Origin of the sequence: Brevibacterium sp. CFH 10365, assembly GCF_009299785.1 — a bacterium.
Lineage (GTDB): Bacteria > Actinomycetota > Actinomycetes > Actinomycetales > Brevibacteriaceae > Brevibacterium > Brevibacterium limosum.
Genome location: NZ_VIGO01000001.1, coordinates 297,113 through 313,238 on the forward strand (window position 1 = coordinate 297,113; position 16,126 = coordinate 313,238).

17 protein-coding genes are annotated in these 16,126 nt (G+C 64.9%); 8 read left to right on the forward strand and 9 right to left on the reverse strand.

Annotation, left to right across the window (positions count from 1 at the left end):
- Window positions 1-321: 321 nt before the first annotated feature.
- On the forward strand, window positions 322-2,547 hold the full coding sequence (locus FHG09_RS01210) for an HNH endonuclease signature motif containing protein (protein ID WP_152345872.1): 2,226 nt from the start codon (window positions 322-324) through the stop codon (window positions 2,545-2,547).
- Between the two features lie 247 nt (window positions 2,548-2,794).
- Here the strand turns inward: FHG09_RS01210 and FHG09_RS01215 are convergent, their stop codons facing one another.
- The gene (locus FHG09_RS01215; RefSeq protein ID WP_227492477.1) at window positions 2,795-3,202 is read right to left on the reverse strand and encodes a MarR family winged helix-turn-helix transcriptional regulator; all 408 of its coding nucleotides are present in this window, start codon (window positions 3,200-3,202) and stop codon (window positions 2,795-2,797) included.
- A gap of 417 nt (window positions 3,203-3,619) precedes the next feature.
- Here FHG09_RS01215 and FHG09_RS01220 point away from each other — a divergent pair, with 417 nt between their 5' ends.
- The 5 genes from FHG09_RS01220 (at window position 3,620) to FHG09_RS01235 (ending at window position 6,259) form a co-directional block, all read left to right on the forward strand.
- Entirely contained in the window at window positions 3,620-4,051 is a 432-nt protein-coding gene (locus tag FHG09_RS01220; RefSeq protein WP_227492478.1) for a maleylpyruvate isomerase family mycothiol-dependent enzyme, read from the forward strand.
- Window positions 4,052-4,054: 3 nt separating this feature from the next.
- A complete protein-coding gene (locus FHG09_RS19905) occupies window positions 4,055-4,273 on the forward strand; it encodes a hypothetical protein (protein WP_227492479.1) in 219 nt (72 codons plus the stop codon).
- On the forward strand, window positions 4,270-4,596 hold the full coding sequence (locus tag FHG09_RS01225; protein ID WP_152345874.1) for a hypothetical protein: 327 nt from the start codon (window positions 4,270-4,272) through the stop codon (window positions 4,594-4,596). The genes FHG09_RS19905 and FHG09_RS01225 overlap by 4 nt, the downstream gene beginning before the upstream one ends.
- 34 nt (window positions 4,597-4,630) lie before the next feature.
- The gene (gene lgt, locus FHG09_RS01230; protein WP_152345875.1) at window positions 4,631-5,557 is read left to right on the forward strand and encodes a prolipoprotein diacylglyceryl transferase; all 927 of its coding nucleotides are present in this window, start codon (window positions 4,631-4,633) and stop codon (window positions 5,555-5,557) included.
- Between the two features lie 159 nt (window positions 5,558-5,716).
- Window positions 5,717-6,259 carry an acyl-CoA thioesterase gene (locus FHG09_RS01235; RefSeq protein ID WP_152345876.1) on the forward strand — a complete coding sequence of 181 codons (543 nt, stop codon included), beginning with the start codon at window positions 5,717-5,719 and terminating at the stop codon, window positions 6,257-6,259.
- 111 nt (window positions 6,260-6,370) lie between these two features.
- Here the strand turns inward: FHG09_RS01235 and FHG09_RS01240 are convergent, their stop codons facing one another.
- The 3 genes from FHG09_RS01240 to FHG09_RS01250 all read right to left on the reverse strand — a co-directional run bounded on the left by FHG09_RS01240 (window position 6,371) and on the right by FHG09_RS01250 (window position 9,212).
- The gene (locus FHG09_RS01240) at window positions 6,371-7,570 is read right to left on the reverse strand and encodes a pyridoxal phosphate-dependent aminotransferase (protein WP_152345877.1); all 1,200 of its coding nucleotides are present in this window, start codon (window positions 7,568-7,570) and stop codon (window positions 6,371-6,373) included.
- Window positions 7,571-7,782: 212 nt separating this feature from the next.
- On the reverse strand, window positions 7,783-8,340 hold the full coding sequence (locus tag FHG09_RS01245; protein ID WP_152345878.1) for a hypothetical protein: 558 nt from the start codon (window positions 8,338-8,340) through the stop codon (window positions 7,783-7,785).
- A gap of 80 nt (window positions 8,341-8,420) precedes the next feature.
- Complete coding sequence (locus tag FHG09_RS01250) at window positions 8,421-9,212, reverse strand: SDR family oxidoreductase (protein ID WP_152345879.1); 792 nt, start codon at window positions 9,210-9,212, stop codon at window positions 8,421-8,423.
- 297 nt (window positions 9,213-9,509) lie between these two features.
- Between FHG09_RS01250 and FHG09_RS01255 the strand changes: the two genes are divergently transcribed.
- Both FHG09_RS01255 and FHG09_RS01260 read left to right on the forward strand, forming a co-directional pair.
- Window positions 9,510-10,964: an NAD(P)/FAD-dependent oxidoreductase gene (locus FHG09_RS01255; protein ID WP_152345880.1), complete on the forward strand. Its 1,455-nt coding sequence runs from the start codon at window positions 9,510-9,512 to the stop codon at window positions 10,962-10,964.
- Between the two features lie 243 nt (window positions 10,965-11,207).
- Window positions 11,208-12,377, forward strand: a complete 1,170-nt coding sequence (locus tag FHG09_RS01260; protein ID WP_152345881.1) for a pyridoxal phosphate-dependent aminotransferase — start codon at window positions 11,208-11,210, stop codon at window positions 12,375-12,377.
- A gap of 55 nt (window positions 12,378-12,432) precedes the next feature.
- Here the strand turns inward: FHG09_RS01260 and FHG09_RS01265 are convergent, their stop codons facing one another.
- From FHG09_RS01265 to FHG09_RS01285, 5 genes are all read right to left on the reverse strand, one after another.
- Window positions 12,433-13,218 (reverse strand): alpha/beta fold hydrolase, encoded by a 786-nt coding sequence (locus FHG09_RS01265; RefSeq protein WP_152345882.1) that lies wholly within the window; start codon window positions 13,216-13,218, stop codon window positions 12,433-12,435.
- Between the two features lie 81 nt (window positions 13,219-13,299).
- On the reverse strand, window positions 13,300-13,950 hold the full coding sequence (locus tag FHG09_RS01270; protein ID WP_227492480.1) for a homing endonuclease associated repeat-containing protein: 651 nt from the start codon (window positions 13,948-13,950) through the stop codon (window positions 13,300-13,302).
- Between the two features lie 10 nt (window positions 13,951-13,960).
- Complete coding sequence (locus FHG09_RS01275; protein ID WP_152345884.1) at window positions 13,961-14,407, reverse strand: hypothetical protein; 447 nt, start codon at window positions 14,405-14,407, stop codon at window positions 13,961-13,963.
- 89 nt (window positions 14,408-14,496) lie between these two features.
- Entirely contained in the window at window positions 14,497-15,162 is a 666-nt protein-coding gene (locus FHG09_RS01280) for a small multidrug efflux protein (protein ID WP_152345885.1), read from the reverse strand.
- Window positions 15,163-15,300: 138 nt separating this feature from the next.
- Window positions 15,301-16,086, reverse strand: coding sequence for a MerR family transcriptional regulator (locus tag FHG09_RS01285; protein WP_193627236.1), 786 nt, complete (start codon window positions 16,084-16,086; stop codon window positions 15,301-15,303).
- Window positions 16,087-16,126: the final 40 nt, after the last annotated feature.

A 16,126-nucleotide genomic window follows, 5' to 3' on the forward strand; every position in this document is an offset into this window, starting at 1 on the left:
CCTCATCTTCCCACCCACAATTGCCCTGCCTGCAGACGCAATCCCGCCGAGGCGGTCCCGCCGAGACGAGGAGGCCCTACCGGGGCCGCTCCGCCGCAGAGAATCCGCTCTCCGGCTCAATCGGCACCGATCCATGTCAGTGCCGACGAGTAGAGTCGAGGTCAAATCAACCCTGAAACAAGCATTCGCCGCCGGCAACATCTCAAACACCGACTATGCCAGTTCAAATCGAATTATTTTCGAAGTTTCTATTGTTTTATCCAGATTGACTGTCTACAATACGAATAAGAGACCTTCAACGACGAACGGAACTCGACAGCGATGACCTTCACCCCCGACCGCAAGCGACGCAAGTCAGGAAAGCGCGACCGTCGTGCCGCCGCTGACTCGCGCAGCGGAGCGAGCAGAAGGCCGCCGATCAATTCGAACCCTGCGGATCTCCCCGACCTCCTGCCGCGCGCTGCTCAAGAATCCGCGGACAATGCATCCGGGCAGCCCGAAGTCGAGTCACCGCACCCTGCATCTCTGGCGGAACAGCTCAAGGCAGCCGGACTCGACCTCAGCGGCCACTACCTCGCCGAGATGTTCGACGCCCTTGACCCTGTGTCGACCGACGATTCTGCGTCGACCGACGATCCTGTATCGACCGACGGACCCCTGCCGACCGACGGCAAAGAATCGCGCGAAGATACGTCGGCTCCCGCCGCCGAACAACCAACCGAAGCCGTCGAACCAGCGATTTCCGCCGAGGCTGAACCGAACGCACAGACGGATTCGACTGCACAGTTCGAATCGAATGAGCAGACCAGCACAACCACTCAGCCCGAAACCGTCGGGCCCGCGAACCCGACCACCGCAGGCGGCCACAGCACAGTTCCCGTTGCTGCTCAGCCCGAGGCTGGAGGCGATTCTCGGCGACCCGCCTCGCAGCACCCGATCCTCACCGACGCGGCTTGGAACGACCTTGCCGCCAGCGCTCCCGAGATCACTGATTCGATCGCTTCGCTGAACGGACTGGTCGGAGCGCTTCGGGCATTCGACCGGCCGATGGGGCCGAGCGAGGCCCTGCAGGTCATCGATGGTGCGGAGGCTCTGCGTCGGCTCAGCGAATCCCTGTCCACTTTGGCGCTGGCCGTCTACGAACGCGTCGGCACGCCCACAGACAGTGGCGCCAAGTCGACCAAGGCGCTCATCCAGGAACGCCTCAATCTCTCGGGGCGAGAAGCGAATCGCCGGGCAAGGCTCGCAGAGAATCTCGGTGGACGTGTCGCACTCGATGGCCAACCGCTCGAGCCCGAACACCCGCTCGTTGCCGAGCAGCTCCACCTCGGCACCCTGCCGGCCGAGCATCTCACTGTCATCGAAGACTGCCTCAAGGCGCTGCCCGCATGGGTGGACCAGGAGACGAAATCCCGGGCGGAAGCCGACCTCGTGAAGTACGCGGCGTCGGTGACCGTCAGCGAGCTCCGCGACATCTTCCGTCAGATGCTCGCTCTCATCGACCCCGACGGTGTGGAGCCGCTCGACCCCAGCGATCGCTCCGCCTACTTCGTCACCGCCCGCCCCAAACGCAACGGCGATTGGAGGCTGGAGGGCGTCCTCGATCCCGTAGCGGGATCCGAGCTTCATGGGCTGCTGACATCGCGGATTCAATCCGCCAAAGACAACACATCGAACACAGCGGGAGCAGAGCCCACGAACGCCGAGGCGGCCTCCGCCGACGGCGAAGACGTTCCAGCAATCGTCCCGAACGCCGGACCCGGTCAGGCTCCCGGCGAGGAACGGTTCGAACCGATCGACGCTGTACTCACCGGAGACCGTTTCGACGCACCCCCGTGGGCCGTCGTCGAGGCTGCCGGTGAGACCGAGGCCGATACCGCAGATTCCCCGGCCGACCGCTCCATTCCTGCCGGTCACGGTGTCCGCGCCGACGGTGCGACCGTTGATCTCATGAGCGAGCAGCCCGGGGCGAGGGTCTGGATCTACGAACGTTTTGCCACCCTCATCTCGCGCATCAGCATGAAAGAAGCCGCCAAGGGTTCGCCTTATGCTCTCGTCGTCACAGCCAAGGCGTCTGATATCGCCGACGGCACCGGCGAAGCCACCACAGGTTCCGGCGACCGCTTCCCGATGAGCGACATCACCCGTCGCGGCCTCAACGGCACGGTCTTCTTCCACTTGATGGACGAAAAGGCTCGCACGGTGGAAGTCCGCACGGATCAGCGTTTCGCCAACAAGAAGCAGACCGCGATCGTCACCGCCCGAGATCGCGGATGCGTGTTCCCCGGCTGCGACGCACCAGCGGGATGGTGCGACGTGAACCATGTCGCGCCGCACGCCAGGGGCGGTGAGACCGATATCAACAACATGTGCCTGCTCTGCAGCTTCCACCACCACCTCATGGACCGCTCCGACTGGGAAGTCCGCATGCTCGCTGATGGACGGCCGGCCTGGCGACCGCCGGAGAGCATCGACCCCGCTCGCGCTCTCATCCTGCACTCACGGTTCATCACCGACGACATCATCGACGGTCTCTTCGGCACGTAGCTCTGCTCGGTCGCTCAATGGCACCGTTGTGTCTTCATCCCGGCGTGAGCGCGCAGGGCACAATCCGCGCCCACACCCATAATCGGCGTCCGCACCGCAGTCTGACTCCACGACCGCCGCCCTGCCGACCACATTTGATCCATGTTTCAGGACGCGAGCAGATGCACGAGACGCGAAATGACGCAGACGCGCACGAAGCCTGTGCGAAATATGGCCAGTCGGCCTCACAACGCGAGCCCGCACACCGTCACCGAAAAGGATCCGTGATTTCGCGCAGTTCGATGAGCAGCCGGCGCAGCGTGTCGAATGATTCGTCCCCGAGGTGGTTCGACCATTCTTCCTCGACCTCGGCCTCCGACCGACGGGCGACAGCGATGACCTCATATCCTCGGTCGGTGATGGTGATGAGCTTGGCGCGGCCGTCCTCGGGGTCACGCGAACGCCGCAGGTAGCCTGCCGCGATGAGTTCGTCGACGAGGTAGGCAGCACTCTGTTTCGTCAGCTGCGCGGACTCGGCGAGTTCGGTCAGTCGTGAGCCTTCCGGGTTCACTCGCTCGAACAACCTCGCCTGCGACAGGGTGATGGTGTGCCCGGCGGCTTCGACGGCGGCCATCGACCGCATCTCCACCTGCCGGTAGGCGAGGAAGGCGAGCATCCCGAGGCCCGGCTGCCCGCTCGGACGCGACTGCCCACTCTGATGTGGCTGTCCGCTCGGACGCGACAGCGCACTTGAACCCGATTGCGCGCTCTTCCCATCCATCAGCATTCCCCCACCGCTCGAAATAGCTCTTGTGCCGCTTCACTGCGGCTCCTATAATAGTCAGACTATCTGACTATTATTGTTCGTTCCACCGCCCTCACCGATCACGAATAACTACTCGAAATCCGAAACGGGCCGTCCCCGCAGACGGGCGTTCCGGCGCAGACTCGGCGTCCCACACCGACGCGCTGTCCCACACAGACGCGTCGCCCCACACAGACCGGCCATCCCGCACCGACACGCCATCTCACACAGACGCGTCAACCCGCACAGAAGAACAGAAGTAACGCTCTTCACAGAGGAGAAAGCATCATGGACGATGCACTGTGGTCCACTGTCGAAGCCGAACGCCTCAGCCTGGCCGAGACACTCGACCCACTCACACCCGAGCAGTGGGCGACTCAGTCCCTGTGCTCCGAATGGAGCGTCCGGGACGTGGCAGCACACTTGGCCATGACACCGACCGCTCCTACATTGGGACAGATCGCCGTCGGCCTCCTGCGCTCCCGCGGCGACCTCTGGGCCTTCGGCCGAGACATCGCCCGAGACTACGCCCAACGAGCGACCGACAAGATCGTCGCCGAACTCCGCCGCACCGCCGCCTCCCGACACCTGCCGCCGCTGACCGATCCGGACAACGCCCTCCTCGACATCATCGTCCACGGACAGGACATCACACGGCCGCTGGGAATCGACCGTCCAATCCCCACCAGCGCGGGCCTCACCGCCCTCGACCGCGCCTAGTCGATGGGCTGGCCCTTCCACGCACAGCGACGCCTGCGCGGAATCCGGCTCACCGCCACGGACGCGGAGCTCGCCGTCGGATCGGGAGCACCGGTCGAGGGCCGCCTCGGCGATCTGCTCCTGCTCGTCACCGGTCGCACCGAGGCCGCGCTGCCGCACCTGTCCGGACCGGGAATCTCTCTGCTCAACTCACCACCTATCCCAAGGAAATGTTCATCATGATCGCCATCGTCACCGTGCTCGGGGCCTTCGGGCTCGGTTACCTGCTCCGCTCGCGGCTGGCCGCCCACCTCAGCTATGCCGTCGCCTACCTCTGGGCATTCGTCTTCCAGACTCTGTACCTGCTTCTGGCCAGTTTCGATGAAGCCGATGACCCGGTCTTCGCCCCGGGATCGTTCCCTCTGGAGTACGGGCTGGTCACCCTCGGGATCCTCATCATCGGCTTCGCACTGATCGAGGTCGGCCACCGGCTGCGGGCCCGACTGCGCCACCGCCGGAGCATCCGCGCGGAAGAGACGACTGACGGCGGACTGGCGGCTGCATAAGGGATTCTCAGGCGGGTGCAAATAGACTGGCCTCATGCCTGCAGTTCCCACGAGCGCGCTCCTCGCCGAGACCACCCTTCCGCACGACATCTCGGCGACGATCCCCAGCCCATCCGTTTCGAGCTTCCAACTCGGACCGCTGACGATCCACTTCTACGCGCTGTGCATCCTCGTGGGCATCATCATCGCGATCGTACTGACCAACCGCCGCCTGACCAAGCGCGGCGTCGAGGACTGGCAGGTCCTCGACATCGCGACCCTGGCCGTGCCGATGGCCATCGTCTTCGCCCGCATCTACCACGTCATCACGCATTACACCGACTACTTCGGCCCCGGCCGCAACCCTTGGAATCCGTTCGAACCCGGATCCGTGTGGGCGATCTGGGAGGGCGGCATCGCCATCTTCGGCTCCCTCATCGGCGGCACCCTCGGCGCGTGGATCATGTGCCGCAGACTCGGCCTCAGACTCACCACCCTGCTCGACGCACTGGCGCCGGGCCTCATCCTCGCCCAAGCCTGCGGCCGCTTCGGCAACTGGTTCAACCAGGAGCTGTTCGGCCTGCCCACCACCCTGCCCTGGGGGCTTGAGATCGATCCCGGCAATCCGGCCATTCCGCTGGGCACTCCTCCCGGCACCCTGTTCCACCCGACGTTCCTCTACGAGGTCATCTGGAACAGTCTCGGCGCTCTCGTCCTGCTCTACCTCGGCCGGCACATCTTCTTCCAGTGGGGACGCCTGTTCGCCGTCTACCTCATGTGGTACGGCGCCGGTCGCATCGTGTGGGAATCCATCCGAGTCGACCCGAGCTTCGTCATCCTCGGCCTGCGCACGAACGTGTGGGGCGCGATCGGCGCCGTCGCCCTCGGAGTGGCGATCATGCTCATCCAGTGGAAACGCCACCCCGAACCCGAGGAATCACCGTTCATCCCCGGCCGCGAACCCCAGCCCGCGAAGGACTGAACGAACCCCTCGCCGAGGCGGCTCTCCCCTTCGCGCAATCGTTCACTCCCAGCCGAGGCGGCTCCCCCGCTCGCGGAAGCATTCACCCCCAACCGTGAAAACTCTCTCCCACCCGGGATGCGTTTCCATGTAAATCTACTGTCAAGTAACATAGTTCGCATGCACTTCCTACGCATGCTCCTGCACCTGCTCAGATCCCGGCGACGTTCTGCACGCGACATCTGGGACACGTATTCCCTCCCCATGCGCGTTCACCTGGGCGAGATCGACATCTTCATGCATCTCAACAACGGCAAGTACTTCTCGATCATGGATCTGGGGCGACTCGACATGATGGTGCGCAGCGGAGCATGGCAGGCGATGCGGGACCGCGGATGGACCGGCGTCGTCAGCGCCGAGACCATCAGCTTCCGCAAGTCGCTGAAACTCTGGCAGAGCTACAGCCTCGAGACCAAGGTCTGCGGGGTCGACGAGCGCACAGTGTTCTTCGAACAGCGCATGGTCGTCGACGGAGACATCTTTGCCCGGGCCTTCGTCGCCACACGCCTGATCTCCGAGAACGGCCCGCTCACCAGGGACGACCTCGTGGATGCATTCGGGATGCCGGAGAACGAACCCGAACTTCCTGACTGGATCCACGACTGGCGCCGTCACAACTCGCTGCCGAGCACTCGGCGACCTGCGTGGCACAGCTGGTCATAGCCGAGCCAGAGGCCAGGCTCGGCTGGGCTCTGTCGGCCATGCCCGGGCTCCCGTCCCCCGCGGTGCCCGGCTGGATACGGGTCCGGATCGGACAGAGGCCCGCCACACGAGCTACTCGCCCACAGCGATCCACTCCTTGAGGCGGCCGAGCCCGGTCGTGATCGCGGCTTCGTCGATGCCCGAATAGGCCAGACGAATATAGGAGCGGTCCTCCCCCGACTGCGGTGAACCGAAGTGCTCACGCGTGCAGAATGAGACTCCCGTATTGTGCAGGGCTTCGGTGGAGAAGTCGGCCAGGGTCGCGATCCCCTTCGCTTCCATCGCCTCGGTGACATCGGGGAAGACATAGAACGTCGACCCGGGAGTCGCCACGCTCATCCCGGGAATCTCATTGATGAGACGGCAGGTGGCATCGCGACGTTTGCGCAGCACCTCCAACATCTGGCCGACCGGTCCCTGCGGTCCGCGCAGCGCAGCGATCCCCGCCCACTGCACATACTGGTTCGTGCAGGATTCGTCGTTCGTGTTCATGGTCGAGATCGCTTCGGCGACCTCTTTCGGCGCCACCGCACAGCCGAGCCGCGAACCGGTCATCGCGTACTTCTTCGAGAACGTGTAGAGGATGACGGTGCGCTCGCGCATACCCGGCAGAGCGGCGATCGACTGAGAACGGCCCTTATAGCGCATCTCGAAGTACGCTTCGTCGGAGAGCACCCACAGGTCGAATTCCTGCGCGATCGCGGCAATGGCCTCACGCTCGCCCGGAGTGGATTCGGCGGAGATCGGGTTCTGCAGATCGTTGTAGATGATGGCCGTGGTGTTCTCATCGATCGACGCCCGCAAGTGATCGAGGTCGATGGCGAAGCCGTCAGAGGTCGGCACATACCGGTACGGCAGCGCCGTGCCGCCGAGGTACTCGATCTGGGACTCGTAGATCGGAAATCCCGGGTTCGGGTAGAGCACGCCTTCACCGGGGTTCATCACCGCTTGGAGGAATTTCGTGATCACGGGTTTGCCTCCGGTGGTCACGACCACCTCGGCGGGATCGATCGTCATTCCGCGCCGGTAGCCGATGTCATCGGCGAGCGCCTCCCGCAGTTCAGGGATGCCCGGTCCGGGGCAGTAGCCGGTCTTGCCGTCGGCGATGGCCTGCTCGAGCGCTTCGACGATATGACCGCCCATGGGGAAGTTGAGGTCGCCGAGGTGGAACGGGAACACCTCGTTGCCCTGTGCCTTCCACTCGGCGGCGGCTTGGGCCACACGGAACGCGGTCTCGGTGCCGAGGTTGTCCAGGCGGTGAGCAGTCTTCATTTCGGCTCCTTCATATAGGCGGTCGCGATGCCAGTACTCGGCCCGACTCGTCACGGTTCACTCACGATAGAACACCAGGACTGGAAATGTCAGTGGCTTCGGCGTCCCGGACCCGGCCCCAGCCCCGGCCGAGACGGTGCCGGAGCCGTGGCGGCCACGGGCGTCCCAGCCCGTGCGGGACGGCACCGGGCCTTCGCACGTCGACCGCTGCCTCAGCCGGCTGCCGACGCACTGCGTCCGGCCAGCAGACACCACAGGCCGATGACGAGGAATACCGGAGCGCCGAGGATCCCGCACCAGAAGCTCGGCGCGGCAGTCTCGCGCGGCAGGACGAAGGCCAGGACTGCGATGAGCGTCAGCAGCACTCCCGCCAAGTGGAGGACGGGCTGCCCGAACACAACGGCGAGCGCGAAGAAGTGGACGCCGACGATCGCGAGGATGAGCGGGGCGACGATCTCGGCCTGTCCGGTGCGAATGAGGAAGAAGCTCGCCACCGCCCCGATGATGACCTCCGCCCAGAACACGATGAGGTAGAGCGTGAACGCTGAACTCCCGGTGGTGAGGGCACTCGAGTCCGACCAGCTCCCGATGACTGTCAGGATGCTCGGGATCATCAGGCACAGGCCCGCGACGGTGAGACCGGCGAGAACGAGGCGGAAGATGAGGCCCTTCGGCGGAGCTTCCTGCGCCCAACCGGCCCAGGCGAAAGCGGCGAGACCGAAGATCGCTCCGATCATCAGGAGGTCGCGGGGGTGAGCCAGGTCGATCATCGGAGTTCCTCTTCATCAAGGACGGGTCACCTGCAAGCCTATCCCGGTTCGCGATCTCGGCCGGCGAGCGGACTATCGGCTCAGGCAGTGCCCCAGATGTCATCGCCGCGGCTGAGGGCGTCGAAACCGCCGTCGACGAAGATGATCTGCCCCGTCATCCGCGAATTCGCCGCGGAGACGAGGAACGCGTGCACCGCCGCGATGTCCTCGGCGTCGGCGGGGCCGTTGAAGGGCGTGGGCATGGCTGTCGCAGCCTGCTTCCGTCCCTCCTCGGAGGCGAAGAGCTCCTTCGTCATCGCGGTGCGCACCTGACCGGGCCCGACCCCGTTGATGCCGATGCCCAGCCCGGCGTAGTCGTCGGTGGGCGCGACTCGGCGGATCCACCGCGAGATCGCCCGCTTCGAACTCGAGTAGTTCGCATAGCCGGCCTCGGGTCCCTGCTCGGCCAGTTCGGCACCGCGGGCCAGGGCCGCCTCGACGTCTCCGTCCAGCAGAAGGTCGACGAGCTTCTCGTCGTTTCCCTGCAGCGTCGCCGCCGAGGTGGTCACGCTGATCCGCGGCGCCCCGGATTCGACGAGCAGCGGACGCAGGGCTTCGATGAGCCGGACCGTGCCGATGTAGTTGATCTTCGGCGACAGCGGGGTCGGCGAAGAGACGCCGGCATTGGCCACGAGGCCGTCGATGCGACCGCCGCTGATGTCGGCGATCTTCTGTGCGACCTGTGCGATGGAGTCCCGGTCCCCCAGGTCACCGGTGACGTCTCCCTTCTCGAGGTCGACGCGGAGCACGGTGTCTCCCTGACGTTCGAGGATGTCGGCGGTCGCCTCCCCGATTCCCGATGCTGCTCCGGTGACGACGATTGTCCGTGCCACGATGCCTCCTTCAATCTCCGCAATGGCTTGAATCTCCGCAATGGCTTTGTCTGCCGGGCGTTTGGCCCTCAGCCCAGTCTAGGGATGATGCGGCTGAACCGGCACCGTCGACGACAGGTGAGCTGGGGATGCTCGCTGGTCGGCCGCCAACCTGAGCAGTCAGAGGATTCAGCATGAAGCCAGGACGATATCAACAGTCGATACATTCGGGCGCAACCATTTACTTCGCCTTGGACGTGAGATAGAACTGTTTCCGTAGGTAACCGACTGGTCCGCCTCGAGTTCAGGAGTTGATCCGTGTCCTACTTCAATGGTGAAGCCTCGCACTGGCTGGCGGCCTCCCCCGCCGAAGACATCGTCCCCGCCCCGCTGCCGCGCGAGAAACAGGATCTCGTCATCGTCGGCGGCGGGCTGACCGGCCTGTGGTCGGCGTATTACGCCAGACAGGCCCATCCCGATTGGTCGATCACGATCATCGAGGCCCGCCACATCGGCTACGGCGCCTCCGGCCGCAACGGCGGATGGCTGTCGACCCTGATGCCGGGCAACAGGGCCAAGTTCGCCGAGGCGGTCGACCGTGCCCGCCGCGACGATCCCACCGGGCCGGTCGGGTCCGCAGGGCTCGACGGGGTGGCGAGTGTGCGGGCCTTCCAGTCGGCTCTCTTCGACTCCATCGACGAGGTGCTCGAAGTGTGCGAGACCGAGGGCATCGACGCCCACCAGGTGGGCGGTGGCCATATCGACATCGCCCAATCGGAGGCCGGTCTGTCCCGGCTGCGCGAGCTGTTCGAGGGGAACGAGAAGTTCGGTTACGGGCCCGAGGACATGCAGTTCCTCGATGCCGAAGCCACCCGCGCACACATCGACGTCGACGGTGCTCTCGGCAGCATCTTCTTCCCCGGCACCGCCGCGATCGATCCGGCGCTGCTCACTCAGGGTCTGGCCCGGACCCTGAGGGAATCGGGCGTGACCATCTGCGAAGCCACCTCGGCGAGGCATATCCGCAAAGATTCGGTCGCCACGGACCGCGGGCCCGTGTACGCGGACACGATCTTCGTGTGCCTCGAAGGTTATTCGGACACGGTCGGCGGCGAGCTTCCGGGGCTGAGCGGTCGGCAGGTCATCCCGGTGTTCTCGTCGATGATCGCGACCGAACCGCTGTCAGCCGAGGCGTGGGAGTCGATCGGCTGGGAGGGGCGAGAATGCCTCGGCGATACCGCGCACACCTTCATCTATGCCCAGCGCACCGCCGATGATCGGATCGCGCTCGGCGGCCGCGGGGCACCGTATGCCTATCGGTCGGGACTGCCCGGTGACGGCAAGGTTCCCGCCGAGGTGGTCGACCTCCTGGCCCGACGCCTGTCCTCGCTGTTCCCGGACCTCGATTTCGAGGTCGCGCACGCCTGGCGCGGGGCGCTCGGAGTGACACGGGATTGGTGCGCCGGGATCTTCTTCGATCGGCAGCAGCGGATCGGCGTGGCCCGCGGCTATGCCGGGCACGGAGTGACGGCCACGCATCTGGCCGCGAAGACACTGCTCGATCGGGCCTCCGGGGCCTCGACCCCACTGACCGGGCTGCCGTGGAACGATCACTTCTCCGGTCAATGGGAGCCCGAGCCGATCCGCTGGCTGGGCATCCGATCGATGTACAGGATCTTCGGCACCGCCGACTCCTGGGAGTCCGCAATCGGGGCGAAGAAGACGAGCCTGCTCGCCCGCTTCGGCTCCCGCCTGGCCGGGCTGCACGAGTGACGGGATGGCTTCGACGTCAGCGTCCACCAGGCGAGCCGACGTGCGGGGCTCTCCGGCAATCCGCGCTACCAGTTTGGTAGACCGACAACAGCTTGGCCCAGGGACCGAGTTGCTGTCGGTCCACCAAGCTGAAGTGCAGTATCGGCCCAGAAATCCGGCTGGCGAAACTGCTCACCTGCAGTCGCGGTCTTACGCTGTGACCGACCTCTGTCGCACCTGCAGAATCGGGTGCAGACTGAGGCCATGACGAGTTCGCACAGCCGCATCTCCCCCATGGCCGCCTCCTCCCCCGCCTCGAGCATCCGCAAGATGTTCAACCTCGCGCTCGATTTCCCCGACGCCGTGAAGCTCACAGTCGGCGAGCCGGACTTCAACACCCCTGAGCACATCAAGGCCGCCGGAATCCGCGCCATCGAGAATGACAACACCCGCTATGTCGCCAACGCCGGCATCCCCGAACTGCGTCAGGCGATCGCCCGGAAGTACTCGGCGCGGTGGAATCGCAGCATCACGTCCGAGAACGTCATGGTCTCCTTCGGCGCGATGGAGGCACTGACGTTCGCCCTCGACATCACCGTCTCCCCTGGCCAGGAAGTCATCATCCCCGACCCGAGCTTCCCGAACTACATGGGTCAGGTGCACCGCCTCGGCGGGGTGGCCGTGTCCGTCCCCGTGACTGAGGACAACGACTTCAAACTCCGCGCCGAGGATGTTCGCGCCGCGATCACGGACAAGACCGCAGCGATCATCATCAACAGCCCCTCGAACCCTCTGGGCTCGGTGATGGACCGCGCCGACATCGAACAGATCGCCGAGCTGGCCGATGAGCACGGTTTCACCGTCATCTCCGATGAGGTCTATGACGAGATGGTCTTCGACGACGCTGTCTTCACCTCCATCGCCGAGGTGCGCCCCGACTTCGACCGGTTCCTCGCCGTCGGCAGCTTCTCGAAGACCTATGCGATGACAGGCTGGCGGTGCGGTTTCGTCATCGGTGCGACCGACTTCATTGCCCCGATGGCGCTGCTGCAGGAGGGGCTGACCTCGAGCCTGCCCGGTTTCGTCCAGAAGGCAGCGCTCGCAGCGATCGAGGGACCGCAGACCGCGGTCGAGGAGATGGTCGCCTCATATGCGCGGCGGCGGGAGCTCATGGTCGAACGCATCAATGCCATCGACGGTTTGAGCCTGCTGCGTCCCGCGGCGACGTTCTACGCGTGGGTGAACGTGTCCGAATGGGGCTTGGACTCTTGGGAGCTCGCCACTCGACTGCTCGAGGAGCACAATCTCGCGACGATTCCCGGTTCGGCCTTCGGCCCTGCCGGCGAAGGCTACCTGCGCCTGACCTTCGCGGTGTCCGAGGAGACCATCAACACGGCGTGCGACCGGCTGGAGGCATTCGCCGCCGGGCGGTGAGGTCTCAGGTGCGCGGGTCAGTCATCGGCGCAGCTGACTTCGACGCGCCCACCGGTCAGCGGTGAAGTTTGAGGAATTCCTCCAGCCGGGCGGCAAGAACTGCGGGATCGACGTCATGGGCCTGGCCGTCGAGGGTGTCGAACCGTCCCTGGCTCACCGCCCGGGCAAGTTCCTCGGCACCCCACCGCAGAGAGTCAGTCGAGTCTCCTCCGGCAAGCGCCAGAGTGGGCGCGGACACTTCGGAGGCAGACTCCGGAATCGCCCCGTCCGCCATGATCTCGTTGTCATAGGCCAGAGTCGGCGCAATGGCCGTGAAGGTCTCCCATTCCGGCGACTGCTGCATTCCCTCGATCATCGGCAGGGGCATACCGATTTGGTTCATAAAGGCTGCGACCGCTCCGCTGTGATCGTCGGCTTCGAGACACGCGGCCACCTTCTCCGCCTGCTCCACGGTGTTGGAATCGGCGGGTTCTGCCGAAAAGGGAGGCTCGTAGACGAGCAGGTGAGTCACCGCTGAGCCGACCTTCGCCGCGGCCCGAACAGCCAGAGCACCGCCCGACGACATCCCGAACAGAGCTGCTCGCCCGCCCACTTCCTCGATGAGAGCCTCGACATCCTCGACTTCTCGGGCGGGCGCATAGGGAAGGGTGTCACCGCTCTCGCCACGGCCGCGCCTGTCGTACAGACACACGGTGTGAGTGCCTTGCAGCTGGTCGGAAATCGCGCGCATCGGTCCTGCCTCGCGGTAGCACATCGCCCCGTCGACGAGGATGACGGGCGGACCCTCGCCCAGGAGTTCGTAGGCGATGGACGTACCGTCCGCGGAAGCTGCTGTGCTCATGATCTCGTTCCTCTCTGATTCAGGATCAGTTCTCTCAATCGGGCGAGCGCGGCGGAAAAGCCCTGTTCGACATCTCGCCCCTCACCGCACAGCGGCGAGTGCTGCGTTCCACGAGCCATAGAACTTACGCACGGCTGCAGCTGAGGGCACCTCGCCCTTGTGCTCGGCAGCGTACTCCGTATAGGACTTGTAGGTGGCTCCGACACCGCGCGATTCGCAGTCGGCGACGAAGGCGGCGATCGCCTTGTCGTAGGCGACCGAGTCAAACCGCAGCTGCCCCTTGGCACGGCCGACCTTGTTCGTCGCCAGTCCTGCCGCCTTGAGTGCTTCGTTCCAGGACCCGAACCGCTGCACCGCGGTCTGACTGGTCGGCGGCCAGATGGTCGCGCCCTTCGCTGAGGTCGTTCCCAAACTGTCGAGCACCGTTGTGCGGACCTTGTCATACCTGCTGGCGGTGAGACTCGGGACCTCCGCCCTGCCACGGACGTACGCTACCGCCGCGGCCACCTCGGCGAGAATTGACGTCACGGACGTCGCTGAGTCCTCGAGTTGGACGGTCAGCGCGGACTCCACCTCGGCGAGGGTCTCCCGGTCGGAGGGGCTGAGCTTCGCAGGGTCGGCACTCGCGGGGATCCCCGGCGCGCCGGCGGAATCGAGGCTGCGGGCGGTGATGAACAGCAGCGCACCGAGCACGGCCAGCGACGAGGTGTGGGTTCTCCCGGTATCAGACATCCATTCCATCTTACGATCTCAGGCGTCGGCGCGCGCCTAAGACGGGAAATACATGTGCCCGACCGCGGATGCTCAGGTCGATCATCGTGCTCAGCACGAAGATCACTGCGCTGACGACTGCCGCGATGAGGACGGACAGCGGCACCGAATCGATGATGAGCAGGTAACCGCCGCCGAGGAGGAGCAGGGACGCTGCTGCAGAGATGGCTCGGCCGGTGAGCGTTCCGCTGATCGCGCTGCCGTCGAGGATGACGTCGATCGTTCGGGAGACGACGAACCAGGCGCTGAAGACTCCGAGTGTGGCCAGCATCGACTCGGCGAAGTTCAGTCGCATCGGCAGCTGCATCGTCCACCCGATGATCGTCGCCGAGAACGGAAGGACGATCGGCAGACCCAGCGCGACGATGACGAGCGCGGAGAGAGTCAGTGGGCTCCGGTGTCGGTGGGCGATGGTCATGGGACGTCCTTTCTCGTACGGACTCGGTGATGGGTGGGAGGTGGTACCGGGTCGATCGGCGGTGGTGCTGGAGCTGTGAGCGCTCGGCCTCAGCCCGCCAGCAGGGCGAGCGAGCCGGTGGCGATGAGCGTGGTCAGGGTCGTCCAGGCGATGATCGCGATGCCTTGCCAGAGCAGGATCCACGAGGTCTTCACACCGGCGCTGACTAGGATCGTCGACGTGATCTGAGTGGGAATCGCGAGCGGTCCGAGCAGGCTCGCACCGGGAACCCCGAAGCGGGTGAGGAACTTCTTGAACTTGACCCGCCCCTTGGATTCGGGCTTCCCACCCTCACCGAGGCGACCCTCCGTGACGTTTTCACCTGCAGTGATATCGGCGGGAGTGTCAATCGTCGAATGGTCGACGGGACCGTCGATTCCTGACAGATCGGCTGCGGCCTTCGACGGTGCAGACATCATTGGAGGCGCTGCAGGGGCGGCACCGACGGCGGCGAGTTCACGTTTCTCGTTCTGACGAGCCACGACGGCACGGCGGGCCCTGGCGCCGAGGAGCACGATGACGGTGACGCAGATGAAGTTGCCTATAGCTCCTGCAATACCGGCAAGGACGGGGTTCATCCCCGCCCAGACGCCGATGATCGACGAGACCTCACCCTCGATGAAGGGGATGGCGCCGGCGGCCGCGATGATGAAGGGCTGCAGCAGATCGGGGACCTGGGCGGCGAGGCCTTGGAAGAATTCGATGATGGGGTTCATGGGCGTCCTCCTGAACGTGTTCGGCAGAGCCGGCCCCGATGGACCGGATCTGATGGTCGATACGTTCAGTACAGACCGTGTTCTCGGAACAGGGTCAAGCCCTCATCGGCGAACCCAGCGAATCCTCAGCTCTCTGCCTCAGTTTCCTTCATCCGCCGCCATCTGTTTGATGAAGGCGATGAATCGTTCGCGATCGTCGTCCGGAATGTCGAGAGTCGGGAAGACGGAGATGAAGGCTCGTTGGATGACGTCGATCTGGGCTTCGTTGTACAGCTCGCTGATCGTGCCGATGATGGCGGCCTGGCCCATCTTCACGTCCCCGGTCATCCGTTCGGTGGGTGCGAGCATCCAGGGTTTGGCCTCAAGATGACGCTTCATCGTCGGGGCGATCTGCTCGGCCAGTCGCGCACGGGTGGCTTCATCGGCATCCTCGGCGAGTTCGTCGACCTCCTGGTCATAGGGCGCGGTCTCGGACATGATGCTTCTCATCTCCGCCAACGCCGAGTCTTCGTAGAGGCTCGAGTAGATGTTCATCAGACTGCGGTCGGCGCTCGACATCCTCGTGGCAATGTCGATGAAGCTGGAGGCCGTATCGATCGGCGCGCCGTGTTCGAGGAGTTGGGCCACCTCGGAGCGGGCCTTCTCCAAGGCCGCGATCTGGTCGCCGAGGTCGCTCTCGAGCTGTTTGAGCGCAAGCTGCTGCTGTTCGTGGTCGTCCGCGACCGAACCGATGTCGGACAGCGGAATCCCCAGTTCACGCATCCGCCGGATCTGGTTGAGCCGCAGCAGGTGGGACGCCCCGTACTGCTTGTAGCCGTTGCTCATCCGTTCGGGCTCGGTGAGCAGGCCGAGCTTGTGATAGTGCCGAATGGTGTTGACCGTCGTGGCGGTCAGGCGCGCCAATTCGCTCGTGCTCCATCCCACGGTCAGGTCCTTCCGCCGATGCCGTGTGGTTCCGTGTCGA